At 46.2% G+C, this 25,181-nt stretch carries 19 protein-coding genes and 1 other RNA gene; 2 read left to right on the top strand and 18 right to left on the bottom strand.

Going from position 1 to position 25,181, the window contains the following annotated elements; all coding sequences use genetic code 11:
* Positions 1-27: 27 nt before the first annotated feature.
* Both GC102_RS05165 and GC102_RS05170 read right to left on the bottom strand, forming a co-directional pair.
* Positions 28-2,898, bottom strand: a complete 2,871-nt coding sequence (locus tag GC102_RS05165; protein ID WP_171688463.1) for a VWA domain-containing protein — start codon at positions 2,896-2,898, stop codon at positions 28-30.
* Positions 2,882-4,816 carry a vWA domain-containing protein gene (locus tag GC102_RS05170; RefSeq protein ID WP_171688464.1) on the bottom strand — a complete coding sequence of 645 codons (1,935 nt, stop codon included), beginning with the start codon at positions 4,814-4,816 and terminating at the stop codon, positions 2,882-2,884. Before GC102_RS05170 ends, GC102_RS05165 begins: the two co-directional genes overlap by 17 nt.
* Positions 4,817-4,952: 136 nt before the next feature.
* Between GC102_RS05170 and GC102_RS05175 the strand changes: the two genes are divergently transcribed.
* Entirely contained in the window at positions 4,953-6,158 is a 1,206-nt protein-coding gene (locus GC102_RS05175; protein WP_171688465.1) for an MFS transporter, read from the top strand.
* A 59-nt stretch (positions 6,159-6,217) separates the two neighbouring features.
* Here the strand turns inward: GC102_RS05175 and GC102_RS05180 are convergent, their stop codons facing one another.
* From GC102_RS05180 to GC102_RS05250, 15 genes are all read right to left on the bottom strand, one after another.
* The gene (locus tag GC102_RS05180) at positions 6,218-7,129 is read right to left on the bottom strand and encodes a DUF58 domain-containing protein (RefSeq protein ID WP_171688466.1); all 912 of its coding nucleotides are present in this window, start codon (positions 7,127-7,129) and stop codon (positions 6,218-6,220) included.
* Positions 7,126-8,115 carry an AAA family ATPase gene (locus GC102_RS05185; protein ID WP_171688467.1) on the bottom strand — a complete coding sequence of 330 codons (990 nt, stop codon included), beginning with the start codon at positions 8,113-8,115 and terminating at the stop codon, positions 7,126-7,128. Before GC102_RS05185 ends, GC102_RS05180 begins: the two co-directional genes overlap by 4 nt.
* A gap of 33 nt (positions 8,116-8,148) precedes the next feature.
* Positions 8,149-9,852, bottom strand: a complete 1,704-nt coding sequence (locus tag GC102_RS05190; protein ID WP_171688468.1) for a DUF8809 domain-containing protein — start codon at positions 9,850-9,852, stop codon at positions 8,149-8,151.
* Between the two features lie 74 nt (positions 9,853-9,926).
* Positions 9,927-10,760 (bottom strand): ABC transporter permease, encoded by an 834-nt coding sequence (locus GC102_RS05195; RefSeq protein WP_171688469.1) that lies wholly within the window; start codon positions 10,758-10,760, stop codon positions 9,927-9,929.
* Positions 10,735-11,688 carry an ABC transporter ATP-binding protein gene (locus GC102_RS05200; protein ID WP_171688470.1) on the bottom strand — a complete coding sequence of 318 codons (954 nt, stop codon included), beginning with the start codon at positions 11,686-11,688 and terminating at the stop codon, positions 10,735-10,737. Before GC102_RS05200 ends, GC102_RS05195 begins: the two co-directional genes overlap by 26 nt.
* The gene (locus GC102_RS05205) at positions 11,685-14,108 is read right to left on the bottom strand and encodes a DUF8726 domain-containing protein (protein ID WP_171688471.1); all 2,424 of its coding nucleotides are present in this window, start codon (positions 14,106-14,108) and stop codon (positions 11,685-11,687) included. Before GC102_RS05205 ends, GC102_RS05200 begins: the two co-directional genes overlap by 4 nt.
* Before the next feature lie 129 nt (positions 14,109-14,237).
* The gene (locus tag GC102_RS05210; RefSeq protein ID WP_171688472.1) at positions 14,238-14,918 is read right to left on the bottom strand and encodes a TerC family protein; all 681 of its coding nucleotides are present in this window, start codon (positions 14,916-14,918) and stop codon (positions 14,238-14,240) included.
* 104 nt (positions 14,919-15,022) lie between these two features.
* Entirely contained in the window at positions 15,023-16,231 is a 1,209-nt protein-coding gene (gene thiI, locus GC102_RS05215; RefSeq protein WP_171688473.1) for a tRNA uracil 4-sulfurtransferase ThiI, read from the bottom strand.
* On the bottom strand, positions 16,228-17,406 hold the full coding sequence (locus GC102_RS05220; RefSeq protein ID WP_171688474.1) for a cysteine desulfurase family protein: 1,179 nt from the start codon (positions 17,404-17,406) through the stop codon (positions 16,228-16,230). Before GC102_RS05220 ends, thiI begins: the two co-directional genes overlap by 4 nt.
* A gap of 162 nt (positions 17,407-17,568) precedes the next feature.
* The gene (locus GC102_RS05225; protein WP_171688475.1) at positions 17,569-18,276 is read right to left on the bottom strand and encodes a lytic transglycosylase domain-containing protein; all 708 of its coding nucleotides are present in this window, start codon (positions 18,274-18,276) and stop codon (positions 17,569-17,571) included.
* A 126-nt stretch (positions 18,277-18,402) separates the two neighbouring features.
* Positions 18,403-19,695 carry a hemolysin family protein gene (locus GC102_RS05230; protein WP_171688595.1) on the bottom strand — a complete coding sequence of 431 codons (1,293 nt, stop codon included), beginning with the start codon at positions 19,693-19,695 and terminating at the stop codon, positions 18,403-18,405.
* 336 nt (positions 19,696-20,031) lie between these two features.
* A complete protein-coding gene (locus GC102_RS05235) occupies positions 20,032-20,463 on the bottom strand; it encodes a hypothetical protein (RefSeq protein WP_171688476.1) in 432 nt (143 codons plus the stop codon).
* Between the two features lie 21 nt (positions 20,464-20,484).
* On the bottom strand, positions 20,485-20,700 hold the full coding sequence (locus GC102_RS05240) for a DUF1540 domain-containing protein (protein ID WP_171688477.1): 216 nt from the start codon (positions 20,698-20,700) through the stop codon (positions 20,485-20,487).
* A gap of 47 nt (positions 20,701-20,747) precedes the next feature.
* On the bottom strand, positions 20,748-21,842 hold the full coding sequence (locus GC102_RS05245; protein WP_171688478.1) for a glycoside hydrolase family 15 protein: 1,095 nt from the start codon (positions 21,840-21,842) through the stop codon (positions 20,748-20,750).
* A 78-nt stretch (positions 21,843-21,920) separates the two neighbouring features.
* The gene (locus GC102_RS05250; protein WP_029195899.1) at positions 21,921-22,421 is read right to left on the bottom strand and encodes a YpuI family protein; all 501 of its coding nucleotides are present in this window, start codon (positions 22,419-22,421) and stop codon (positions 21,921-21,923) included.
* Positions 22,422-22,595: 174 nt separating this feature from the next.
* On the opposite strand from GC102_RS05250, the gene GC102_RS05255 reads away from it, so the two are divergent.
* Positions 22,596-24,503, top strand: coding sequence for a S8 family peptidase (locus GC102_RS05255; RefSeq protein WP_171688479.1), 1,908 nt, complete (start codon positions 22,596-22,598; stop codon positions 24,501-24,503).
* A gap of 193 nt (positions 24,504-24,696) precedes the next feature.
* Here the strand turns inward: GC102_RS05255 and rnpB are convergent.
* An RNA gene (rnpB, locus tag GC102_RS05260) (RNase P RNA component class A) lies at positions 24,697-25,114 on the bottom strand.
* Positions 25,115-25,181: the final 67 nt, after the last annotated feature.

Below are 25,181 nucleotides of genomic sequence, written 5' to 3' on the forward strand. Positions count from 1 at the left end.
TGGCGAGAAATTGCTAGGTGCTTGGCGCTATTTGCGGCCTCGCCGTTTGGCTTCGAGCAAACGGCTCATGCTGTCCGGCGGCGCACTACTCGCCGCTGGGGGTGAGGGCTCCGGAGCCGCTTCGCGCTGCTCCGCGGGAGGCCGCGGCGGCGCAGCCACGGCCGGGGGTGGAGCGCTGCCTACGGCAGAGCGCTCGGTCTTGCGCTGCAGCTTGTGCTCCGCAAGCTGCTTGCGCCCCTGGAGACGCGCCAGCGGCGTCTCCGCCTGCTGTGGCGGGCCAGCTGGAGCGGCCCGCCCCCAAGCGAACGCCCGGGCCCACATGCCGGGCGGCAGAGCCAAGCGCCGCGCTGCGATGTCCATCAGCAGCAGCGCGAGCGCCGCCATCAGCAGGTACTCGCTGATGGGAGTCAGTCGCTTCTGGGCGGCAGAAGCGAAGGCGAAGGCTTCCTCCGGATGCTCTAGCGAGAGCATCCGTCCGCCTGTAAGCTCAGCAAGCTGCTGGAGCTTGCTGAGGCCTTGTCCGTCCGTGATCCGATATTCTGGAGAATAAGGAATCACGAAGCCGGACGTTGAGCTGCCGACGACCCGCTTCTCGGTCCCCTCTTCGCTGCCGGCAGCGAGCAGTTTAGTCTTGGCGATATAAACGCCAGACTTATCCACAGATACCTGTGCTGAATATTCACCAGGTGCTGTGGATGTAAAATGGATTTCTTGGGATCCGAGAGATTCATCCGTAACGATAGCTCGAAGTTCACCTTGTTCACCATGTGAACCTTCAAGTATGTTATTTCCACTTTTGGCCTCTAAGGTCAACTCTTGACCGACCAAATGCCCATTAAGCTCAAGTGGAGACGATTGAAATTGCGGAAACGTCCACTTTATCATTCCAGTAAGCACTTGTGAAAAGGCAGGCCACGTTACCCAGTTCGCTGACCACGCTCCTGTCACATCACTTGTCCATGCGACAGTTCGCCCAGAACCATACTGCCATCTCGCTAGAATAGGATCAGGTTCCAGGCTTGTGAGTACCACCTCAGCGGCCTCTTTAGGGGTTGTGGCAATGTATCCGTTTAGCGAAGGCAGCCCTTGCCCCAAAAAGCTACGCCAGTCTGTCCCTCCCGCTAAAGCCGGTACGAAAGGTTGGTTAACCACATAAGTTCGTGATATCAGCACCGCTTCTCGGCTAAAAATCGCCGGGATTGTCGTCTGATCCACAGCCGCGTAATACCTCCCCTTCGCCAAATCCGCTAGCTGCTTCAGCAGCGATTGATCCGCATCGGTTCCGATGGCCACAGTGGACATCGTGATATTCTCTTTTTGCATATCGGCGGTCAATGCTTCATAGCTCTGAGTCGTGGAGGACTGTCCGTCTGTCAACAAAATAATATGCTTTCGCTGGGCTTCCACCTTGGAAAGCTTGGCGAATGCTTCCTCTACTGCTGTATAAATCTCCGTTCCGCCATCAGCGGGTATTGCATTAATCTTTTGGATGACGCCTGATTTATCACTTAGCTTTTGCGGTTCTACATACCAATGCGGGGAAGAATCGAATCCAAGTACCCCAAGAGTATCTTTTTCCCTGAGTAAGTCGACTGTCCGCGACGCTGCTTCCTGAGCCAGCTTCATTTTTTCACCTGACATACTGCCCGATTTATCCATAACAAGTACAATGCCGAGTGACGGTATCTCCCGCTTCCCGCGCAGGTCCATATACACTGGGAGAACACGCTCGATAGGCGTTTTGAAATAACCTCCCAATCCATAGCTGTTATCTCCCCCAAGCATAACCAACCCAACACTGTAATCTCGGACAGCCTGCTCTATCATTTCCATTTTCAATTGTGGTATTTGAGTAGCAGCAACATTGTTTAAAATAATACTTTCATAACCGGTATACGTTACAAAATCATTGGAAAGCAGCTCAGGTGCAATCGTTTCAAAGGGGATAAGTGCGGATTGCAGCGCCCCCTCCACATTTTTGGAGATACCTGCTTTCCCTTCAACAATAAGTACTTTCGGAGGACCTTCTACTTTACTAAATGCATAATGCGCATTATTGGCCGACTGCTCATCCCCTTCCAAGTACACTTCCGCTCGATACCGATGAAAACCCGGTTCCTTGGCAAGCGATTGAAAGGCGATTCTGTTTTCCCCCTTATTCAGTTGAACCGATCCAGCTGTCATTTCTCGATTGTCTTCAAAAACCCTTAATTGAGCCGCCTCTGTACTTGTAGAACGGATGACTACCTCCACCGTATAGGCTTCTGCTTGATACAATTTATCTGGAACTCGAATTGCTTCAACAGAGGCGTCTTTGTGCTCTTTGGCAGCGAGAGGGACAACATCTACTTGGATACCGCGGTCGCGCAGCAGCTTACCTTGACGCAACAGGTCACCCACATTTTCTTCACCATCTGACATCAAAATAATGCGCCCGGATTTTCCGTTCATAAGTAAACCTGAAGCAAGCTGCAAGCCCGAGGCAATATCGGAAAATTGCGTGTTCGTTTGGGCTGTAAACTGAAATCCATTCATCTCTCTGGCATCCATGGACTTCTCTATCGAAGCTTTAAGTGCCATCGAAACGACCCCCGCCTCGTCCTTCTCAGAAGATCGTGCTTTGACTGCTTCGCGAATCCACTGAGCTTCCTTCAATTCTTCCTTCACACTGTCTGATCGATCTATCGTGAATACGATGCTTTTGTTATTTAGCTTTGTATAAAGTTGGGTTTCCGCAAGGGCGAAGATCAGAAGAATGATTACAGAGGCTCGCAGAGAAACAACAAGCTTCTTTCGCCCGCCTTGAAGACGGTGTAAGCTTTTCCACAGCCAGCCCGCATAAAAAGGAAGAAGTAGAATCAGCAGCAAGACGGGCCAATATTCAAACTGAATGCCCACGTCGATACACCTCCCATTCCAGAACTAGCAGCATAAGCAAGATCACGATAAGCCAAGGAATTAACATCGTTTTACCTAATGAGATATCTTTACCTCGATCTACATCGGCATCGACTTCACCTGGTTTGAAGACCAGCTTGTTTTCTATTTTCCCATTCACATTGGATTCCCTGGCATCCATGACAACTTCAAGCAGACGAGTTTGTACGATTTGTCCACCAGTATTGTATTCAACAAATTCATAAAGACCTGGAAGCTTAGGCGCAGTTTGCATACTGGATAACGTGTCTCCATTTCGCTCTGCCTCTTCCTCTTTAACACCTTCCATGGTTGTTTTCCAGATCGCCTTCGTCGCTTCCGGATGAAGAACAATTTCTTTTCGATCCCCAGCTGTCATACGACCAAGATTGCCACCATGGTGCTGGGTCAACCAAGAAACAGCATTTTGAACGAGAATGGGAAATTCCGAGCGCAGCGCAAGATCCGATTGCTCAAGCGAGAACGTAAATGTCAGATTTGGTATACCTTCTTCTGTACCTGCAAGAACAAGTGGTACGGATGTTGAAGAAATGATGACTTTCTCCCATGGCTTTAGCGGTCTAGTCTGAGCCATAGCAACGTTCACGTCCTGCAGTCGAATGTAACGCGAGATGGGGTGATCCATTATCGAAAAAGATGATGCTGAAATCGCTTGTTTAGGCTCTAAGTCAGACTTTGCAGCGGAAGCAAACCGCCAAACTGGTTTGGACGAAAGTAAACGCTGCCAGACATCTGATTTTAATGCTGATTCAGTCACACCATCTACAATAATTAGGTCAGGAGTAAGCCCTAAGGGTGGTGGATAGGTTCCGTCATTGCTTTTTTGTACATGAAGAATATCCGTCTTTGCCAATGTGAGTGCTTTTTCTAAGAAAAGGTTGCCTTCGCCAACATAAGCGGCTTGGACTCGACCAGTCCCTTCAGGAAAGGCATAAGCTGTATTATCAGCTTCCAAACCATCTTTTCCTTCAAGCTGCAGCTTGTACACATCAGCCCGAGCCAGCTTATCTACGTAGATCGATTTTTGTTCGCCTCCCTTAAGGTTTAGGGAATCCGTTCGAACTGCTTGCGAATCTGCGTAAAGCACTGCTTTTACAGAAACACTTGTAGCCCCCCAATTTTTCAATACGGCAACAGCCTTAAATTCCGCTGCATCCTGAACTTCTTTAACACCGAATTGAGTAATCGCCACATTCACAGGTTGTTTGGTGACTTCATCACCTGCTCGTCTCTGAATCTCAGGCTCCTGGATGCTGACTGGGATTGAAAAGGTAATCCCTTCGGCGTTATCGACCCACTGACTGTCCGTATAAATGCGTACTTCCCAATCGAATTCTTCCCTCGTTAGAGCAGAGGCTAAAGACAAGGCTTCCTGTACATTCGTTTTGCCGTAAAAGGGAGCAACCTTATTCAAAGCGGCTTGTAGTGAGGACAGATTTGATTCTCGTTGTAAAAGCAATTCTGGTTGATCCTTCATGACTAAAAGCGAATAGCTACGATTCTGGGCTTCTTCACGTGCGTAAGTTAAGATACCTTGTTTTGCTTCTTCTAATCTTGTCCCATGATCCGTTGATGTTTGCATACTCGCTGAAGCATCTAACACGAAAAAAATATGTGATTTCGCTGTTTGCTGACCACGGATAAAAGGCTGCATCAAGGCAAGCACTAGTAATGACGCTGCAAGCAGCTGAAGCAGGAGTAATAATTGTCGGCTTAGACGCTGCCATGGCCGATTGGCCTCCTGCTCACGAAGAACACGCCGCCAGAGCATATGACTAGATACTTCTGTATCGATATAACGTCGTTTTAACAAATAAAGCACCAGGATAAAGGGGATTGAAAGCGAGAACCATAACCCGCTTAACGATGCGAATTGCATAAGCACTCACCTTTCCAAGAGCGAAGGACATCGCTTTATCTTGCGTTCAAATTCTTTAGCATGGGTATACTACTACGCGTGCAGCCCGTTTTTCCTCTGTCAAACAGGTTTGCTTATGGACAACATGGGAGGTAACATGGAACCGTTATTTGTAGATGAAAAGAAGCGAAAACCGCTTTGGACCAAAGCTTTTCTGATTACATCTCTATCCAACTTACTGCTTTTCTTTAGTTTTCAAATGCTCATACCAACGATACCTACACATGTGTCGCAATTAGGCGGAAATGATATTCAAGTCGGTCTCGTCATTGGCATTTTCACAATTTCGTCACTGCTTACCCGCCCTTTTGCTGGGCGAGCACTAGATTTGTTCGGAAGAAAACATGTACTTCTGGTTGGACTCGCAATCTGCGCGCTAACCATTGCCGGTTACACCTATATGGCTGCTGTTACGCTTATTCTTGCTGCACGCTTTGTTCATGGGATCGGTTGGGGTATGTCCACAACCTCCTTAGGAACGGTTATAGCCGACATCATTCCAGCTGAGCGCCGTGGAGAAGGTATGGGTTATTACGGGTTGTCCAACACGTTCGCTATGGCGCTTGCACCACTTACAGGACTGTGGTTGATGCAAACCTATGGCTTCCCCCGCGTGCTTTTAATCTCAACATGTTTAGCACTGCTTTCCTTGTTTAGTTCTCTTTTTATTACTTATACCAAGCCGATGCCTGTCGAAAAGTCGGCTCAGAGGCCGAAGCTTATGGATCGTTTATGGGAACGAACCGCGATGCTTCCCTCCGGTTTATTGCTATGTACAGCAATTTGTTATGGAGGAATTGTGACCTTTATTACGTTGTTCGGCCACGAAGCCGGCATTTCGAATGTCGGTTGGTTCTTCCTATGCAATGCCTCCATGGTGCTCATAGTAAGGCCAATTACCGGTATGCTTTTTGATCGAAAAGGACCCGAATGGGTACTCCTGCCCGGCGCTCTCTTTACTCTTGCTGGTCTCCTGCTTCTTTCTTATGCTCACTCAGAGGCCAGTTTGGCCTCAGCTGCGATATGCTATGGCATAGGTTTCGGATCTTTGCAGCCGGCGCTGCAGGCCTGGACCATCGCACGTGCTGCGCCGAATCGCCGCGGTGCAGCCAACGGAACCTTCTTCTCAGCCAATGATCTCGGCATTGGGTTAGGAGCGATGGTTTTGGGAGCTCTCGCTAACATAAGCGGGAGTTATGCGTTGATGTACCGTTACTCGACTGTGCTTATTCTTGTTTTCATCCTTATTTATGGTTGGTGCTTTTGGCAAGCTCGCCGAGGCGTTCAGGTGGCACAGCGTTAACATGCATAGCCGTCTGTTGACTGAGATATGCTCGCATATATGGGAGTATCCAAGTTGCGTCAACGAACCAACCCGCTGCGACGAAGCTCACCGAGTAGAAAATCACCAGGAGGAACATTGGTTATGGCTAGCAAATAAGTAATACCCCGTTCATAACAAAATGCCCTAAGTGTTTGTGTATATTGCAAAGCAGCTTCTCTGTAGGCTTGCAGCACTTTACTGCTCATCGCTACTTCCCTGGCTGCTCCAGACTCACTGTCAATTAAGCGCAACTCTCCTGTAAGGTCTGGGTTAAGCTCCTCGGAGGCAAGGATTTGGACGGCAACAACTTCTTGCTTCGCTGCAAGCAAGTACTTTAACGATTCTTCAATGCCCTGTTCGTACAAAAAATCCGAAAATAACCAAGTCATCCCCGCCTGCCGCGGTAAAATGGATGGATTTCGAAAAACGGCCCCAATATCCCCGGTCCCCTCCGTTTGACAACTTGCCAAGAATTCAAAAAGCTTTAAAGAGCTGCCTTTTCCACGAAGTAGTTTCTGTTGCTTGGTCATCTGAGTTGTAAAAGCGGCGGCACTTACACGGTCAAAACGGTTCAATGACATATAACCAATTCCTGCAGCCAACTGCCTGGCATACTCCCATTTGGAGAGCCGAAGGCTATCTGCCCCCTCTCCTCTGCCAAAATCCATCGATTTGGATGCGTCTAACCACAAATTGACCTGCAGCTCCTGTTCATCCATAAAAAGCTTGATGAACGGCTTTCCCGTTCTACCAAAAGCATGCCAATCTAGCTGCCGAGTATCATCACCAGGCGTATATAAACGATAATCTGCAAACTCCATAGAAGAACCCATATCTCTTGATCGCCTTTTCCCCTGCATCGTCCCTCGTATTCGTTTTTTTGCAGCTATACTCATTTGATCCAGACGACGCATAAGCGTGGGGTCAAGTAAATTTACTCCGCTGCTCATCGCCTATTCTCCATGGAACTGATAATTGCTTGAATGATCTTATCTGGTGAAATCCCGATTGCTTGACCTTCAAAATTGAGAAAAAGACGATGTCGCAATGCGGGAATGGCTACCACATGCAAATCCTGTTTAGAAACATGAAAACGACCCGCTAGGAAGGCTCTCACTTTCGCAACCCCTATCATGGACTGAACGCCCCTGGGACCTGAGCCAAAACGAATATATTGTTTGACCTCTTCGGGCGCCGTCGCTTCTTCAGGATGCGTATTCATCAGCAATTGAACCGCATAATCAAGTACGTCTTCAGCGACAAGAATTTCTTTTAACCCCAGTTGAATATCCCGTAAAAGAGCGCCATCCGCCACTTTTTCAGCTTGCTGCTGGTTAGCTGATGTTGTGCGCAGGACAATTTCTTTCAACTCGCTTTTAGTTGGATAGGTTACGTTAATTTTTAGAAGAAATCGATCAAGCTGTGCTTCCGGCAGCGGATACGTACCTTCCTGCTCTAACGGATTTTGCGTAGCTAAGACGAAAAAGGGTGATGGCAGATGGTAGGTTTCTGAACCAACGGTGACTGTTTTTTCCTGCATCGCTTCAAGGAGGGCACTCTGAGTCTTCGGTGTTGCGCGATTAATCTCATCAGCGAGCACAACATGGCCGAATAGAGGACCTTTTTGAAATTTATAGGACGTCTCGCCTTTCGTTCCAAACTGAATGACATTCGTCCCCGTAATATCTGCCGGCATCAAATCAGGCGTAAATTGAATACGCGCAAAGCTAAGGTCTACGGTATCTGCGATCGTTTTTATGAGCATCGTTTTGCCAAGACCGGGAATCCCCTCAATGAGAGCATGTCCTCCTGCCAATATGCACCATAGCAACTGCTCCACAACCTCATGCTGGCCAACGATGACACGACCGATCTGTTCTTTCATCTGGCTGACTGCTGATCCCCACGCATCTAATTGCTCTTTCGAATCGACCATCTATTACCGCTCCCCCTTCATCGTTCATTCCTCTTAACGCTGTGGTTGAATTTCAAGGAAATAGTCTCTTACTAAATTTTGCATATGTTGTGGAAGTTCGGAACGATTCAATGCACTAGAAGCCTCTGCCGCGTAATCAGCATAAACATCTTCATATGGCCGAGATGCACCGTCCAACGCCGGCGCTAAGCCGCCTTGACTCACTTCTCCGCCGCTGCCACGCGTTGGCCCTCCGTCGACGTACGTGCCGCCGGTACCTGAGCGCTCGCGAGGCGTCGCCACGAGTCCTCGCGAGCCCGCGCCGGTGCCGCCCTGTGTGCCGCCTGCTCCGCTGCCACTGCCTGCACCACCCGCATTCGCGCCGCCGGGGCCAGTACCACCCGCACCTGCGCCACCGGGGCTGCTATTGCCGTTGCCGCCGCTAGCAGGCGCACCGCCTGCACTTGCTCCTGCACCTGCTGTGCCGGGCGCCGGGCTCGCGCCCGCACTCCCCGCAGCTGGCGACGCGCTCGGCGCAGCAGCGCCAGCCGCGGCAAGCTGCTCCGCGCGGCCGCCAGGCGCCCACGCTTGCCCGGGCTGTGTGCCGCTCGCAGCAAGCTCGCGTGCCTGCGGCAGCGCACCCGCGGCGAGGCTCGCCGCGGCCTCAGCAGCCTGCACCTGCTGCTGCGCTAGAGCTTGCTGCGCAGCGCTTGCAGCGGCAAGACCCGCTTGCAGCTGTGCCAGAGCTACAGCTGCGTCTTCGCCGCTTCGCAGCACGCTGGCGGCCTGCTGCAGATGCCCGCGAAGCTGCTGCTCAGCTTCTGGCGACGCGGCCGCAGCGGAGGCCGCGAGACGCTCCAGCTCACTTGCGAGCTGCTGCTTCTGCTGCGGCGTCATCTTCTGCACCTGCTCGCCAAGCTTCAGTGCCTCGCGCTGAATACTCTCCGAGCTCTTCTGCTCGAGCGCTTTGCCTAATTCACGAAGCGCTTCCGTTCGCTGCATCGACTCTGCCCATTGCTCGGAGCGTTGTTTTTGCTTTTCCATATCCCCAATACTCGTTTCCATCTTCTTCAATGATTTTTCCAGTTCATCCAAGGCCTTGGCCGATGTCGGAGTTTGACTTAATCTACGCTCCAGCTCTTTTAAATCCTCTGTCATCTGCTTTATGACTGGAAGAGGAGACGGCTTCGCTGCCAGTTGCTTAACAAGTTCATCCACCTGTTTTTTCTGCGCTTCTACCCATGCTTTGTCTTTTACCGCATCACGTAGAATCACATCTTTAGGATTAGGCAGAAGGAACAACAGAACCAGTACTATCAACGCGCAGGCTCCGGGCAACCATCTATTTCTCGGAACCCTCATGGAAACAACCTTACTCAACTTTTCCTCTACAAAAAGATTCCCTTTCTCAAGGGCATCCTGCCTTTGCAGAGAAGCTACCAATGAAGATTGATCCTGATGAATGAGAGCTGTTAATATCCGATCTTCCAACCCATTTCGATCAAGTAGTCTTGCCGCATCCAGATCCGTAGGTCGACGAAACATCAACCAAATGAGCCCAATCCCAACAATAGCTACCAAGCTGAGCAACGCGCCATAACGATACCCACTAATCAGGAAGAGGCGTCCACACACCATCCACATGCAAGCAAGCTCTATACCCATTGTCAAACTACGAATGAAATAATCCAGTCCCTTTGCTTTTAACAACCGCATTCGTACAGGCTCTAGCAGCATATCCAACGATGCAAATTTCAAATGCTGACAGCTCCTCTCTGATCATTAACTTTACTTTTCAATGAATTTCTTCCTCATTTGATTCTTATCAAATGCTATTTCTTCCGTTTCATAATCGGCCTTAAATACCTCACACTAAGCCAGATCAGGATAATTAGGAGAACCGTGTAGCTGCCAACGAAAATATGCCACATTTGCAGCAGCTTATGCCCTTTAAACAATTCCTTGGCAAAATCAGGAACCATCAAACTTGCAAGGACAGCCATCGGGTTAAAACTCAGGAAATAACCAAGTATTTCTTCATTCATCCCTTGCCTTCCTAAATTACCGAAGAAAAGGCCAGCAAGAGCTGTAAACCCAAAAACAAAAAGTACAAAACCATAGGTCGCTATCACGGAGATAACCGTCTTCTTTAGAATTGTTGAAAAGAAAATCCCAACAGAACCAAAGAGAATCATAACGAATACATAAAAAACAAATACAGAGAGAACTTGTTTGGGAGAGACGCCCCCGTATAAGAAAACAATACTGTACAGCGGCATCGTAGCCACTACCGTCAGCAGCATGAAACTAAGGGAAGCGAACAGCTTGCTAAGAATAATCGTTCCCGAGCTCTGCTGCGTCGTAAGCAGCATGTTTAATGTCTGTTTTTCACGTTCTCCGCTTACAACCCCAGCTGTTAAGCCTGGCGTCATAAAAGCGATCAGGACAAGCTGCGCTCCACTTAAAAAGTAAAATAGTTCACTGCTTCTCGCTGCATTAAGCACCCCTGCCTGCTGGTTACTCATGTTTATATAAGCAAATCCGAGGGCAAACAAGCCGATGGCTAGCAGATAAACCAGGATTGCGATCGGAGATCGAATGGTCCGCATGCGCAAGCGAAATTCTTTTTCCATGACAGGATTAATCCAATTTAACTTGCTGTTCATCGTGTGCTCCACCTCCTTTCGTTATTTCCAGGAATACATCTTCCAAATTCGTCAAAGCTTCACTGAACGAAAGGAGAGGAAAGCCTTTCTCAACTAATCGGGCAAGTAAAAGAGACTGATCCTCATCCGTCCCGCCAAAGTGAACGTGCAAACCTTTCTCATCGTTAAACACCATTGTGACATGAGGCTGTTGTTCAAGGTACACCAATGCTTCTCCCGTCCTATTCACCATACGTACTTGAAGTACACGATTGGCTTTCATCCTGCTTTGAATCTCGGATACTTTCCCTTTTGCGATTAGCTTCCCATATTCAATAACCCCGATTTCATCAACCATTTCAGCCAGCTCTGGCAAAATATGCGATGAAATAATGATGGTTTTACCCATGGCTTTGAGCTCTTTAAGTATTTCTCTCATTTCGATTCGTGCTCTTGGATCAAGTCCTGAAGCTGGTTCATCGAGAATAAGTACCTCCGGCTCATGAACCAAGCATCTAGCTAAGCAAAGACGCTGCTTCATACCTCTTGACAATGAGTCCACATAGAAGTCTGCTTTTTCCGATAAATTGACAAGGTCAAGGAGCTGAGGAATCAGCTTCAATCGTTCGGATCTAGGTATACCATAGCTTGCGCCATAGAAATCCAGATACTCCATAGCTTTGAAATTGTCATACACGCCAAAAAAATCCGGCATGTACCCAATCAACTTTCGAACCTCTTTCGGCTTCTCCATAACATCATATCCACCAACCGTGGCTGTACCCGATGTGGGGCTTAAAAGAGTCGCAAGGATGGACATCGTTGTCGATTTACCCGCTCCATTGGGGCCTACAAAACCAAATACGGTTCCTTTATCGATTTGCATGGTCAACGAATCAAGTGCTGTGAAGTTACCGTATCTTTTCGTTAAATCCGTAGTCGTAATCATCGTTTCACCGATCCTTCCAGAGAAACGGCAGGGATTCGGAACATGGTATGATTTTGTACCGTGGTTACTTTCATGCGAATCGATTTCCCCTCTAGCAAATATGGCTGCAGCTTGTCTCCCTCCCAGGATTGGAATGATTTCAAGGTGAATGGCTCCCAGGCCTTGGTCTGTGAATTCCATAAATCCAAGGTTACATCCGGATTGGGATCGCCCGTCATTTCCATCGTTTGATAACTGGCACCTGCAATGAACGGCAATTGATAATTGAGCGTAACATCTCCGCTGCCCATTTCCATGAAAGGACCATTTTGAATTTGAATGGAGCTCATTTTCAAATGATTATCGATCAATTCAGGTACCATCGTCGTGCTTGGAATGATAATTTTACCGTCAGGTGTCACATAATCAATCTTCATGTCCTGGGCTATAAGCGTTAACTGCTCAGCAGGTATGCTGCCGCTTGAAGATAGGTTTAATGATGTCTGTTCCTTTAACCACCCGATAATCATCGGATCAAACCCTCCTGAAAACGTGGACTTGCGATGTAAATACGCACTTAACATGGAACGCTGATACAAGCCCGTATCATAACTGTTATTCGTGCTCGGATGTGGATAAGCTAGCTGCGCAACATCGTAACCATTGGAAATTCCGAAACCATTCGCCGAATCAAAACTGGCTGAAGCTCCGGCTTTTACAGAACCGATTTTGATAAACGAATGATTCACCAGCACGGCTACATCTGTCAAATCCTTCTTGGTATTGTTCGTTATTTGCCCTTTTGCTCCTTTGGAAGATAACTCCGATATGCTGTAGTCAAACGTCCCTAACTGAACCGGCTGTTCCTCGTCCATTGTCAATTTGCTTATCGAAGAATATGGGATATCCTGTAATCCTACGATAGCTGTTTCCTGCTCTTGTCTAATCATAAGCTCACTTCGATCATGCAGTTGTAAGCTAGGATACACTTCTCCTTGCATAAAAGGAGATACGGCTGCTTTTCCAGGGAATTTAAGCTCCATACTGCCGCCCTTTGGTAAAAATACAGACAACGTGGACTGCTTGATCCCTGAGCCTGAGCCATTTAATGTAATTGTATTAAACGTTTGAGCCATTGTACTCCCACGATTGGATGCCCCAAATTGAAAGATTCCGATACTTGTCACGATAGCAGCAATTGGAATGACGAACCAAGCCCATTCTCTTCGATCTAGTCGACGCAAAATCATATATAATAACGGTCCAACAACAATCGCATATAGCAGTAAAACCAATGCAAGAATGGCCAATTTAGGCGGCTGCATGGATGGGAAGTATTCTAATGCCCGGTCCATCTCATAGTAGGGATCATTGCCGTACTTCTGGTTTAAATTAGAGGCATTCGCCTTTTCTAATGGTCCAGACAGCATTTGCTCCCATAATCTAGCATTCCCGTTCCATGAGGCAAGTGGATTTAGAGATAGATCATACGCCACGTAGGTCACGAACCCGCTCCCATACGCACCTCTCGCATACATTGGAAACGTTCCGTCGGTAACAACCGATTCTGCTCCTTTAACCAGCTTTGCTTGTGAAAGCGTGAGCGGCTGTGTGATGATCAGTTCCTTCTCCCCCACCTTAGCGAGCTCAGGAAGCTCCTTCACTGTCGTTGTACCTTGATATGTCACAGGTGACGCTTCTGCGAAAGGTGCAGCAGTCTTCGGATAGCCAGCACCGCCAGCTAAGAGGAGAGTTCCGCCCCTTTTTGTCCATTGCAGGATGGCTTGTACTTGCTCCCCAGTCAGTGTATCCGAGGCGAAATCATTCAAGGCAAGAACATCTAAACCATCTAAACCCAAAGCCTCACGCGGAATATCTGCTTGTTTAAGATGAAGAACATTGAGCTTCTTGCCGGACTGACCGAGCAGCGAAAGGAAGTTCAGTGTATCTACATCTCGGGCTAAAACGCCAACCTGTAAAGTCTCTTTTGGTAAAGGGAAGGCTTCCAGATAGGTCTTGCCGTCTAACGTTTTTCTCTTTCCGTTTTTTAGTGATTTTTCATAAAAGGCTATCGTATTATTGCTCTTTGTATACGCGTAACCAGGTAAGAGCATGGTTACCACTTTCGTGCTGCCTTTTGGAAGCTCGACATGCTCCACATAGCTAAAATCCTTGCTACGGTTCGGATTGGCTACCTGTACTACGAGATCGCCGGATAAGTCAGCTCCTTGATTATGCAGTGTCATTGTAACAGGCGTCCAACGCCCCTGCTTGACATTGGAAGCACCGAAGCCGACATCTGATTGGATCTCAATCATCGCTTCATCCGCACTAACTACACTTGAGATGGGAACCAAAGCTTGGAAACATAAAGCTAGGATCGAACACACTAGAAAACATGTGAGTCGAAATGTACGTGTCTTAAACGAACTTAATTTCACGGTGTGAACTCCCTTCTATTCATAACCTACTTCATAACTAGACGACAAAATTGGAAAAAAGTTTCAATTTCTAATATAAAAAACAAACCGCTTCGCTGATAACTTCAGCTTGGCGGTTTTCCAAATCCTCTATTCATTTCTTGCTTTGAATTGCAGTAATCGCACCCATTTGAAGGTTAAACCGATCATAATAACGAGCGAGGCTGCCACAATAGGGATCCATAAATGCAGCGATTCATAATCATGCAGCAGCCAATCAATCATTTTCTCATCTTTAACGAACATTTCCCCCGCTGTATATCCGAGAATGCCTGCCCCCATAAATACGAGAATTGGAAATCTATGCAACAGATCCATCACTAGCGTACTTCCCCATATAATGATGGGGATACTGAGACCTATACCAAGAATGATGACTGTATTGTTCCCATTCCCTTTAGCCGCAATGGCAAGAACATTATCCAAACTCATAACGAAATCCGCTACAACAATCGTCCATATCGCTTTACCAAGCGTAGAGGCTTCTTTCACATTAGCATGACTGTCATCATCCGTAAGTAGTTTTATTGCAATCCAGAACAACAGAATGGATCCCCCTGCTTGAATATAGGGAATATCGAGCAGACTTACTGCAACTAAAGTCAGGATCAACCGCAAGGCAATAGCCCCGAAAGCTCCCCACCATATCGCAAGCTTACGCTGGGCAAGCGGTAAATTTTTGCTCGCCAATGCAATGACAACGGCATTATCACCGCTAAGCACAATATTGATCAACATAATTTGCAAAAACAAAATGAGCGCATCAATCATGCTTTACAACCTCCCAAGATGCATGGCAAGCAGGTGACGATATCTGGGATTATAGCGGCGTATAAGTTAGAAGCGGAGAGGCTTTGAGCTATACTCAAAGATCTCTATATTAAGTAGGAGTCCGACACCTTCTTCATTTGTCCATGAACAATTTCAATGGTTTCTGTTTGTAAGACTGCTTTCTCAATTAATTCAGGTAAGAAGTCCATACTGTTCTCGATTTTCTCAACCATACGCAGGTTAGGATTGGTACTTGGGGATGGAGGAAGAAATAAGGAACAGCAATCCTCATAAGGCAAAATTGAGATCGGGAAAGTGCCTATGGATTCGGCTATTCGAATAATCTCTTGCTTGTCCATCATCATGAGCGGCTGTAACAGCGGCAGCGTTACAACACGCCCTATGACATTTAGGCTTGGCAGTGTTTGACTAGCCACCTGACCTAAGCTTTCACCGGTCACTAACGCACTTAGACCTTCTCGGTCTGCAATTTGTTCGGCAATACGATACATCGCTCTTCGTATAAGCGTTACTAATAAATTATCTTGATACTCACGGTGGATAGATGTCTGTACATCCGTAAATGGAACCAAATGAAGCTTCAGGGAATCCGTATAAGCAGAAAGTTGGTGTGCCAGTTCAATTACTTTATCCTTCGCACGCTCGCTGGTGTAAGGATAACTATGAAAGTGAATAGCCTCGATAGAAAGTCCCTTACGCATCGCTAACCAACCGGCAACCGGACTATCAATTCCCCCAGATAGCATTAACAGCGCTTTTCCGCTCGTTCCAGACGGGAATCCTCCTGCCCCCTCAATAACCTCTACATACATGAGTACTTGCTCTTCGCGAATCTCCACCCGAAGCTCAACCTCAGGATGATGAACATCCACCTGAAGACCCGGTGATGCTTGGAGCACATAGCCTCCAACCAAATAATTCATTCGTTGAGAATCATATGGAAATGATTTATTCACTCTGCGAACGGTCACTTTAAAGGTTGCTGGTTGTTTAGGCAATGCCTGCATCATACGCAGCGCCATCTCTTGAATGGCTTCGACCTCCATAGGCGCATGATAGGCAGGACTAAACGACGCAAGTCCAAAAACGCGTTGCAAAGCTGCTGAAGCTTCTTCATAAGCTGCTCCCCCTAGCTCCACATATACGCGTCCAAACTCGGGAATATACCTTAAATCAGGAAATGAGCCTAAAACTTTACGAATTTGAGTCATGACGCTTCGCTCAAAACGCTTCCGATTTTTTCCTTTGAGCATCATCTCGCCAAAACGCAAAATTAAACAATCTGGTTTCATCTTCGGTTCCCCCTTCTGACTGATGATTTGCTGAGCATGGGAGCAAGTTCCTTCACGACCTCCCGCAATGCGGTGACGAATAACGCTATCTCTTCTTCTTGATGTTCGTCAGAGAAGCTAACTCTAAGTCCACTGATAGCTCTCTCTCGACTACAACCTAAAGCTAGCATCACCGTGCTTGGATCTGATTCTTCTGAAGCACAGGCTGATTTCGTAGAAATGTAGATTTGCCGCTGCTCGAGAGCATGAACGACAACCTCAGCCTTCATTCCCACGAAGGCAAAGTGAACAATATGGGGAGCCATCTCCTCTTCCTGTTCGGATCCTGTTAGGGTAAGCTCAGGCATCGATGAGATACCATCCACAATCATACGTCTTAACCGATACTTATGTTCAGTTTTGCCTGTAAGATTGTCTACGGAAAGTCGGAGCGCTTTGGCCATTCCTACAATGAGTGGGACGTTTTCCGTACCGGAGCGAATGCCATATTCTTGACCGCCTCCTAGAAGTAGCGGCTTGAGCTGAACACCCTCTCTGCGGTACAGAAACCCTACTCCCTTAGGACCTCTGAATTTATGAGCAGATGCACTGCATAAGTCAACGCCCCACTCTTTAGGGTGAAAAGGAAGCTTTGCAATGCCTTGAACGGCATCAACATGAAATAACACCTTTGGATATTGAGCTAACCATCGGCCGATTTCTTGGATAGGCTGAATCGTACCTACTTCATTATTGACATACATCACACTGACAAGGATGGTATCTTCTGTTATTGCTGCTTGAAGGGCCTCTAGCTCAACACACCCCTTGCTATTCACAGGTAAATAAGTAACTCGAAAACCCTCACGCTCCAGTTCGAGAAAAACTTCCTTCACCGAGGAGTGTTCGATTTGCGTAGTAATGAGATGCTTTCCGCGGTTTTGATAGCTGTGAACGGCACCTTTAATCGCCAAATTATTACTTTCCGTTCCGCCAGACGTACATATAATTTCAGCAGGCAGCACACCTAATGCTCCTGCAATCACCTCTTTGGAGCTGTTTAGCAGCTTCTCCGCTTGTATCCCTAATCGATGAATCGAAGATGGATTTCCATAATGTTCCTTCATCACTTCGGCTATTGTATCAATGACTTCTTCATAAAGTGGCGTTGTCGCCGCGTAGTCCAAATAAAGCATTTTTGCTGATTCCCCTTTTTCACGCTCTTGCTGCCGCGCACAATCAATTTAAATTCCTTTCATCATTAAAGCCTAAAACAGGGCATAACTCAAGCATTCCCTTGGTAACACAAAAAGCCGACCTCCGCATAAACATGCGAAAATCAGCTTGTTAGCTAATGATTATAACGAAAAATTCTGTCTGTGACCCATCACCTTAGAGATGTAGCCTTGCGTTTCCCTTGGCAGTAAATGGAGTTTGTTAGCGAGATCCTGATCAGTTTTAATGCCTAATCGGTCAACACGTCCAGGCCCGGCATTGTAAGCAGCAAGAGCAACCCCTTCATTGCCGTTGTACTTCTTAATTAAGTTGCTAAGGAAATGAGTACCTGCATCCACATTTTGCTTAGGATCAAATGGGTTCGTTACACCGAAACCGCTGCCTGTCCCATCCATAAGCTGCATTAAACCTTTGGCACCTGCCGGCGATACGGCCTGATGATTGAATTCTGATTCTTGCTGAATAACTGCCTTGACTAGCGAGGTATCCACACCGTATTTATGACTTGCCTCTTGAATTAAACCGTCAAACTGTGAGACCGAGGATGCTTTGCTCACTGATTGTAGCGGTGTATAAGCTCTATTCAAAGCTCCTAAAGAACTTGGCATACTGTTTGTCGTATTACCTAGCATGGAAGATAAAGTGTCTTGGCTTGTAACGCCAGTTCCACCAGATTGTCCCATAATAGTGTCGAGCAGTGCACTAAAATCGCCTGAATCATCCATACTGGATGCTGCGGTTTCACCGGATAGTAAACTCATTTTACCCATCAACTGAAGCTGGAGCAATTCTTTCATTACTCTAGGATCAATGCTGTTCGTGCTGTTCATCCGTCAGACCTCGTTTCTATCCATTCATCGTTGTCTTCATTGTACACGTTTTGTGCCCTGACGACCATCCCCAATTTATAAGGAAACACAAAAAAGAGACCGTCATTTGACAGTCTCTCTTCCATCTCAAGAAATGTTTTGCTGCAGTAACTCACTCTCATCCGACAATTTTCTTACCATGACACGAGAAATCCGTAGATGATCTGTCTCTTCAACAATAAAAATAAACTCATCATTGTAACTTACTTGCTGGTTCTTGCTTGGCGGTATCTCTGTTTTCGAGTAAATCCATCCACCGATTGTATCATAATCATCCGACTCAATTTCAAGTCCGAAATACTCATTCACTTCATCAATTAGCAGCAATCCATCAATGGAATAGGTGTTTTCATCCTTGATTTCGATTGTAGGACGCTCTTCATCGAACTCATCTTGAATTTCTCCAACAATTTCTTCCATAATGTCTTCCAGTGTCACAAGACCTGATGTTCCACCATACTCATCAATGAGCAGTGCCATCTGGCTTTTTCTTTTCTGCATCATTTTTAACAAATCACTGATAAGAATCGAATCTGGAACCGTCGTTATCGGTCGGATAATTTTCTTGATCCCTTTCAAGTTCGCATCCGGCTTGAGTAAATCCTTGATGTGGACGAAGCCAATAATATTGTCTTTGTCCGGATCACATACCGGGTAGCGCGTACGCATTTCTTTAATGGCAATCGCAAGATTCTCAGAATAGGAAAGTCCGGCATACAAACATTCCATTTCTGTTCTTGGAATCATAATTTCCCTGGCAGTCGTCTCTGCAAATCCAAATATATTATCAACAAGCGTGAGCTCTGTATTATCTATAAGTCCGTTTTTGTGACTTTCTTTCATAAGGACACGAATTTCATCCTCCGTATGCGCCGATTCATGTTCAGTTGCAGGCTCGATTCCCGCACGTCGTAACATCCAGTTCGATATACCATTCAATAACCAAATAAACGGATACATCACTTTGTAGAAAAATACCATGGGCCCTGCAGATAGCAGAGTTATTTGTTCAGCTTTACGAATCGCATACGTCTTAGGGAACTGTTCGCCTAATGTAATATGCAATGTGGTCATTAAGGAGAAAGCAATAATGAAGGTAATCGTGTGGAACACCGAATCTGGCAAATTCAGAGGAGCGAATAACGGTTCCAGAATTTTGGCGAACGTCGGTTCCCCGACATAACCAAGTCCCAACGAAGTAAGTGTAATCCCGAGCTGACAAGCACCTAAGTAGGCGTCGAGATTATTCATGATTCCTTGTGCAAATTTCGCATTGCGGCGACCTTCTCCAACAAGCGAATCAATGCGACTACCTCTTACCTTGACCATCGCGAATTCAGCTGCGACAAAAAAACCATTTAATATGACCAGTCCAAACATTAACAGAAAACTGATTAACGTTCCGGGCAAAGGATCTTCCAATACCTTACCTATCCCCTATCAAGCACGATTACCGCACCAAGGAGAATAGGTACACCTCCCTTAATTTCGATTTGAATTTGAATTATCACTTTTCATTATATAATAATACTGTAATCATTCAAAGGTGCGAATATGACTCCTGAAGCCAAATAGTACGAGCAAATGGGAGTATACGCACTAAAACGATGCCTTAATGAGTCTCTACCCGCTATTTATCCCTTTGAAACGCGAATTTACCCGATTTTTCAAAGAAAAAACAAAAACAAGCCGATTGCTCGGCTTGCATGTAATCGATCATGCATAAAAGGGTACTAACAAAAAATAGGCGGCGACGGCAATAAAACCAAGCGCGATTGACCAAGACCCCAGTCTTTTATTCCCCATAAGAAACGCAATAACACCAAGCACAATACCCGAAACACCTAACAACACAGGCCATACAAAAAGAGAAGCCAAGGCAACGAACAAAGCGACATAGCCTACTGCTTTGTTACGTGTGACAGCCTCTACCAATTCCGCAACTTCTTCATCAGACACATCGGAGTGGGTTTCAAGCCTCTCTGGCTTATTGGTTTTATACTGTTCGGCATAGTTGATTCTTCGGATAGGTGCTGTAATTTCAGCTGCGTATTCTTCCTTATGGTTCAATCCGCTTTCAACGCGGAGCTGATCCTTTTGGAATCGCTCCTTGGTGGCATCATCCAGAGGGACATCGTCTTTATTCATGCTGCCTCCATGTTACGCACCTTAATGTTTTTTCTTAGCTTTGAAAGTGTGGCAGCAAGTATTAGCTACTTTGTTTGCTGCATCTTGATGATCCGTATCAAATGATTCCCCTGCAAACTCTTCATTGTAATTGGCGGCAGCATGCTGATCGACCTCAATCATAATCGTTCCTGCACTACAGTTGTTGCCTTGCGCCCAGTATTCGCAATTGGCAACTGCACATTTTACATCCGGCATAATCATCACCCCTTTAACAATTTGCCCGCTGTCAGGGTGAACTATGCTTATTTTAAGCTGTCAGAAAGCACCAAGAACATCGCTTGAGACCAAAGCAGCGGCAGTGCTGGCTCTCCCCATTTGGCAATCCATTCCGGGTGAGATGAGGGATCTCTAAGACTTTCAGCCACTTGTTCCGGCAATCGACCCAGCTTATCTGCTTTACTCATGACCCAATCTAAGCATCGCTGAGCCTCTTCACGATTACCAAGCTCTGCCTGGTACCATCCATACCATGCGGTTAGCAGCAGCCATTCTCCGCCCCCATAGTAGCGATCTTCGACATATCTTTGGATGCCTCCATGCTTTAGATCGGCTTCAATCGCTTGTACCGTCTTCAACATAATAGGATCATTAACCTCACAGACGCCGAACGGGACAGCAAGCCATAACAGACTTGCATCTACACCATTTAAAGCAGGCTGCCATACTTCTCCCAAGCAATGAATGGATTTAACGAAACGCCCCTCATAGATTGCGTGATCCATGATAAACTTTTTAATCAACGCCGCTTTCTCCAATAATGGAGCACGATTCTCTAGTTCACCAAGAGCCTTTAAACCTCCATAAACACAAGCTAATGTTGCCGGGTGAACATAATCAGGAAACTCTTCCCAACAATCAAAATTCGGAAAATGCCAGAACGTCATCAAATAATCAACTGTAATCTCAATTGTCTCCCGTAACTCATTCAATAGTTCGGAATGACCTGTTATACGGATATGCTCCGTAAGACCCCAAAGCCACGCTCCATAACCATCCAGTTGAAAATGTCCCCATTCTGATAAATCATCACGACCATCTAAATGATAACGTGTCCCAAAAAATTCAGAGCGGTCTATCCATTCTTTGGCTTCCTGTTTACGAATTAACGCATCCACACGCGGACGCTTGTCCTTCAAAACATGATGTACCCAGCGATAGAAAAGCTCAGCACTTTCAGTTTCCATAGAGCGATCCATCGCATTCGCGATAAAAGTTCCATCTCGGAGCCAACTGTAAGAGTAAGGTGGGAATAACGGTGAAGCTACGTAACCCCCGCTAGGGTGCTGATTCAGCTTGATTATCGAGATACTGCTGTTGATTAATTGCTCACGCTCCATGCACCAAGTCTCCTTTTAAAAGAAAAAGGATGCGCTTTTAGTCGCATCCCTTCTTGTATTTTGCCAATTCGATTAAAATTATACCTTTTCGCCTTGCATACGACGTTGAGTGATGTAGTCTGTTTCATAGTAAGACAGATCTTCACGAAGTTCTTCGAATACTTTGGACAGCTCAATCGTCAAATCACGCACTTCACGTGAAGGCTTTTTGCGGAAACGAATAGCATCTTGTCCCGTATAAGCGTAACGACCATCTTCGGAATAGCATTCATTTTTAGGGTAGAAAAATGTATTGACACATGTATGATAAACCTCATACAGTACTTTTTCCGAAAAATCCACATTAAAAGTAGGACGTCTCAAACTAACGCCCAATTTCTCATAAGCCACTTCACAAAATACGAGTAGATGGCGAGTATCCTGCAAATAACCGCGGTAAAACTCATCCATAGCAGGATCATTCTCCACATTTAACTGTGCGAGCGAATTTTGATTCAGAAACAGTTCCATTTTGGCAGTCGTTTCTTTTAACTTCGTACGCGTTGAATCACAAATATTTTTCACATTAAAAACAGCCATTTATGAAGACCTCCTATAATTGCGCTATTCCTATCCTACCATAAATTAACCCGAAGTGGTATATCTAAAACTCCAGTTTCCATGTATAAAACAATCCTCCACTCCTCACCCTAGTCAAAGGTAAATATCGTTTCGTCACCTGAAAATTAGTTAGTTAAAAAGGAGGGCCTGAGCATGTGGCGTTATCTATCATCTATGACTTTAGTTCTTGGTCTAGGCATTATCCTTTTCCCACACCATTCAAATAACGAGAACCAACCGGGACCCGAAGTGTACAGTACCACGTATGAAACAAAATCCAAGCTAGCTCTGTTGGAACAGGACGTGAAACTGACTGATGATCTATGTAGAAGCCAATGTTCCATCGATTATTCGCGAATGCTTAGCCAGATTGAAAACGGAGAGCCCGCGTTAAAAGTGCTTAGCGAAATGAAAACAGAACATGAAAAAATGGATGTGCTTATTTGGTCGAAACAAAGTCAACCACTGGAAAAAGGGATTACAGTAGGTGAAGTGCCAAGTTCTTACAAAGAACAGGCCACCTCCTATTTGAAAGAAGCTAAGGCAGCAGTTGATGAAGGTAAACATTATCAATCACCAAAATTCGGCGCGGCACAGCAAGTTTATTTCGTTCAGGGTACTCCTGCTACTAATAGAGACAGCTCGCTCGTAGGTGTTATTCATCAGGATGTTCTTTATCAAGTAACCGATCACCAATTGAAAAACTTGCGTCTAGAGCCTTATCCTAGCGAAAATCGTTGGAAAGTTGAGTCTGTGGATACGGACACTCTACAAGATAAAGTCGTCGATCATCCTGAGGATAATCAAGGAACAAGCCACTATCATCAAAATGAAGTTGTTGTCCGCTTCAAGCATGATCCTACAGATGCTCAGCTAACACAAATTAAAAACGAAATAAAAGCCATTTCAGCCCAAAAGCTTGGTTATACGTATGTATTTCGCACGCAGGGCATGGAAGCCAAAGCATTAATGGCTTATTTCAAGAAATGGGATGTCGTCTATGTGGAGCCTCATTTCCTCTACTTAACCAATGATTATTATGACGATCAAGAAGCTGCGAATAAAGATGATTCCAGTTCAACAGATACGGGAACTTCGACCTCAACAGATATAACCACTAATTTTATGCCAAATGATAATTTATACAGTAAGTATCAATGGAATCTGCCCCTTATCGAGACCGTTCAGGGCTGGCAATTAACGCGCGGTTCAAAAGATGTGATTGTTGCTGTTGTCGACACAGGAGTTGACTTGAAGCATCCTGATCTGAGTAATAAACTTTTACCTGGCTATAATGTTATTAGTGATAATGACAACCCGCAGGACGATGTTGGACATGGCACACATGTCACCGGTGTTATTTCTGCACTAGTTAACAACAATCTGGGTGTTGCAGGTATGACATGGTATAACAAAGTATTACCGGTCAAAGTTTTAGACCAAACAGGAGCAGGTAGTACCTATTCTGTCGCGCAAGGTATCATTTGGGCAGCCGATCATGGCGCTAAAGTTATGAATCTCAGCCTAGGTAATTACGCGGATTCAAGCTTTCTGCACGATGCCATCCGATATGCCTACAATAAAGATGTGGCACTCATCGCGGCGAGCGGCAATGACAATACAGAAAGACCTGGCTATCCAGCCGCTTATCCTGAAGTATTAGCTGTAGCCGCGAGTGATTCTCAAAATAACAAGGCACCCTTTTCGAATTATGGCGACTATATTGCCGTAACGGCTCCTGGTGTCAGTATCGCAAGTACGTACCCTAACAACCAATATGCCGCGTTATCGGGTACATCAATGGCTAGCCCTCATGTCACTGCTTTGGCAGCCTTGGTTCGTTCTACGAATCCTAGTTTGAAAAACACCGAGGTTTACGAAATCATTAGACAAACGGCTCAAGACCTCGGTACAAAAGGTAAAGACAAATATTTCGGCTTCGGATTAATAGATGTCGTGAAAGCTGTCAAAATGGCTGAACAGAGCTCAAATCAGGTTTCTTACTTCCCGCAAAGCCTTTCTCGTCAAATGCATCTCATTACGAAAAAGTATGCCTACTAAAGTAAAAGGTTGGTCAGCCCCTGCGCTGATCAACCTTTTTAATTATCTTGTGGGAGTTAAATAAGGGTCTCTAGGACTCTTATTCTGCATCTTTAGCCACTTTTTGTGGAAATAGAAGCTTCTGGAGACTCTAAATTTTCTTCTAGAAAAATTAAATACCCGCAAGGCCTAGGCCTTGCGGGTAACCGACAGTATGGAAAGTTTGCCGTAAGCCGGGTTCTGTACTTCCAGTGGTCATAGCGGGCGTCTGTCCCCTGCCACCATTGAAGTGACAATCATCTATCTAGGCCATACATTGCTGCACAGCTCAAGCGACCAACCCGAACGCGTCTCAGGCTAAGACTGCCACCTCGAAAGCGGCTTGCGTTCCTCTAGGTCTTGCTCCAAGTGGGGTTTACCAGGATCTATGTCACCATAGAACCTCGTGGTCTCTTACACCACGGTTCCACCCTTGCCTGTGAATCCCTTGCGGGAAACCATCGGCGGTCCATTTCTGTGGCCCTATCCTTCAACTCGCGTTGACTGGACGTTATCCAGCACCCTGCCTTATGGAGCCCGGACTTTCCTCTCGCTGTGGCTTACCCACAGCCAGCGATTGTCTGTCAAACTTTCCGATGCATTTGCTAGTATACTAGGAATGCCTTCGAAATACAACTGCTGTTCGTTTCCTCAAATACC

This window comes from Paenibacillus germinis (genome assembly GCF_013141785.1).
In the GTDB taxonomy this organism is placed as follows: Bacteria; Bacillota; Bacilli; order Paenibacillales; family NBRC-103111; genus Paenibacillus_E; species Paenibacillus_E phytorum.

Excerpts from the sequence above, each read along its gene's own strand:
- GC102_RS05170 (WP_171688464.1), bottom strand. The coding sequence starts at position 4,816 with ATGCAATTCGCATCGTTAAGCGGGTTATGGTTCTCGCTTTCAATCCCC.
- GC102_RS05175 (WP_171688465.1), top strand. The coding sequence starts at position 4,953 with ATGGAACCGTTATTTGTAGATGAAAAGAAGCGAAAACCGCTTTGGACC.
- GC102_RS05180 (WP_171688466.1), bottom strand. The coding sequence starts at position 7,129 with ATGAGCAGCGGAGTAAATTTACTTGACCCCACGCTTATGCGTCGTCTG.
- GC102_RS05185 (WP_171688467.1), bottom strand. The coding sequence starts at position 8,115 with ATGGTCGATTCGAAAGAGCAATTAGATGCGTGGGGATCAGCAGTCAGC.
- GC102_RS05195 (WP_171688469.1), bottom strand. The coding sequence starts at position 10,760 with ATGAACAGCAAGTTAAATTGGATTAATCCTGTCATGGAAAAAGAATTT.
- GC102_RS05200 (WP_171688470.1), bottom strand. The coding sequence starts at position 11,688 with ATGATTACGACTACGGATTTAACGAAAAGATACGGTAACTTCACAGCA.
- GC102_RS05210 (WP_171688472.1), bottom strand. The coding sequence starts at position 14,918 with ATGATTGATGCGCTCATTTTGTTTTTGCAAATTATGTTGATCAATATT.
- thiI (WP_171688473.1), bottom strand. The coding sequence starts at position 16,231 with ATGAAACCAGATTGTTTAATTTTGCGTTTTGGCGAGATGATGCTCAAA.
- GC102_RS05220 (WP_171688474.1), bottom strand. The coding sequence starts at position 17,406 with ATGCTTTATTTGGACTACGCGGCGACAACGCCACTTTATGAAGAAGTC.
- GC102_RS05225 (WP_171688475.1), bottom strand. The coding sequence starts at position 18,276 with ATGAACAGCACGAACAGCATTGATCCTAGAGTAATGAAAGAATTGCTC.
- GC102_RS05230 (WP_171688595.1), bottom strand. The coding sequence starts at position 19,695 with ATGTTTGGACTGGTCATATTAAATGGTTTTTTTGTCGCAGCTGAATTC.
- GC102_RS05235 (WP_171688476.1), bottom strand. The coding sequence starts at position 20,463 with ATGAATAAAGACGATGTCCCTCTGGATGATGCCACCAAGGAGCGATTC.
- GC102_RS05240 (WP_171688477.1), bottom strand. The coding sequence starts at position 20,700 with ATGCCGGATGTAAAATGTGCAGTTGCCAATTGCGAATACTGGGCGCAA.
- GC102_RS05245 (WP_171688478.1), bottom strand. The coding sequence starts at position 21,842 with ATGGAGCGTGAGCAATTAATCAACAGCAGTATCTCGATAATCAAGCTG.
- GC102_RS05250 (WP_029195899.1), bottom strand. The coding sequence starts at position 22,421 with ATGGCTGTTTTTAATGTGAAAAATATTTGTGATTCAACGCGTACGAAG.
- GC102_RS05255 (WP_171688479.1), top strand. The coding sequence starts at position 22,596 with ATGTGGCGTTATCTATCATCTATGACTTTAGTTCTTGGTCTAGGCATT.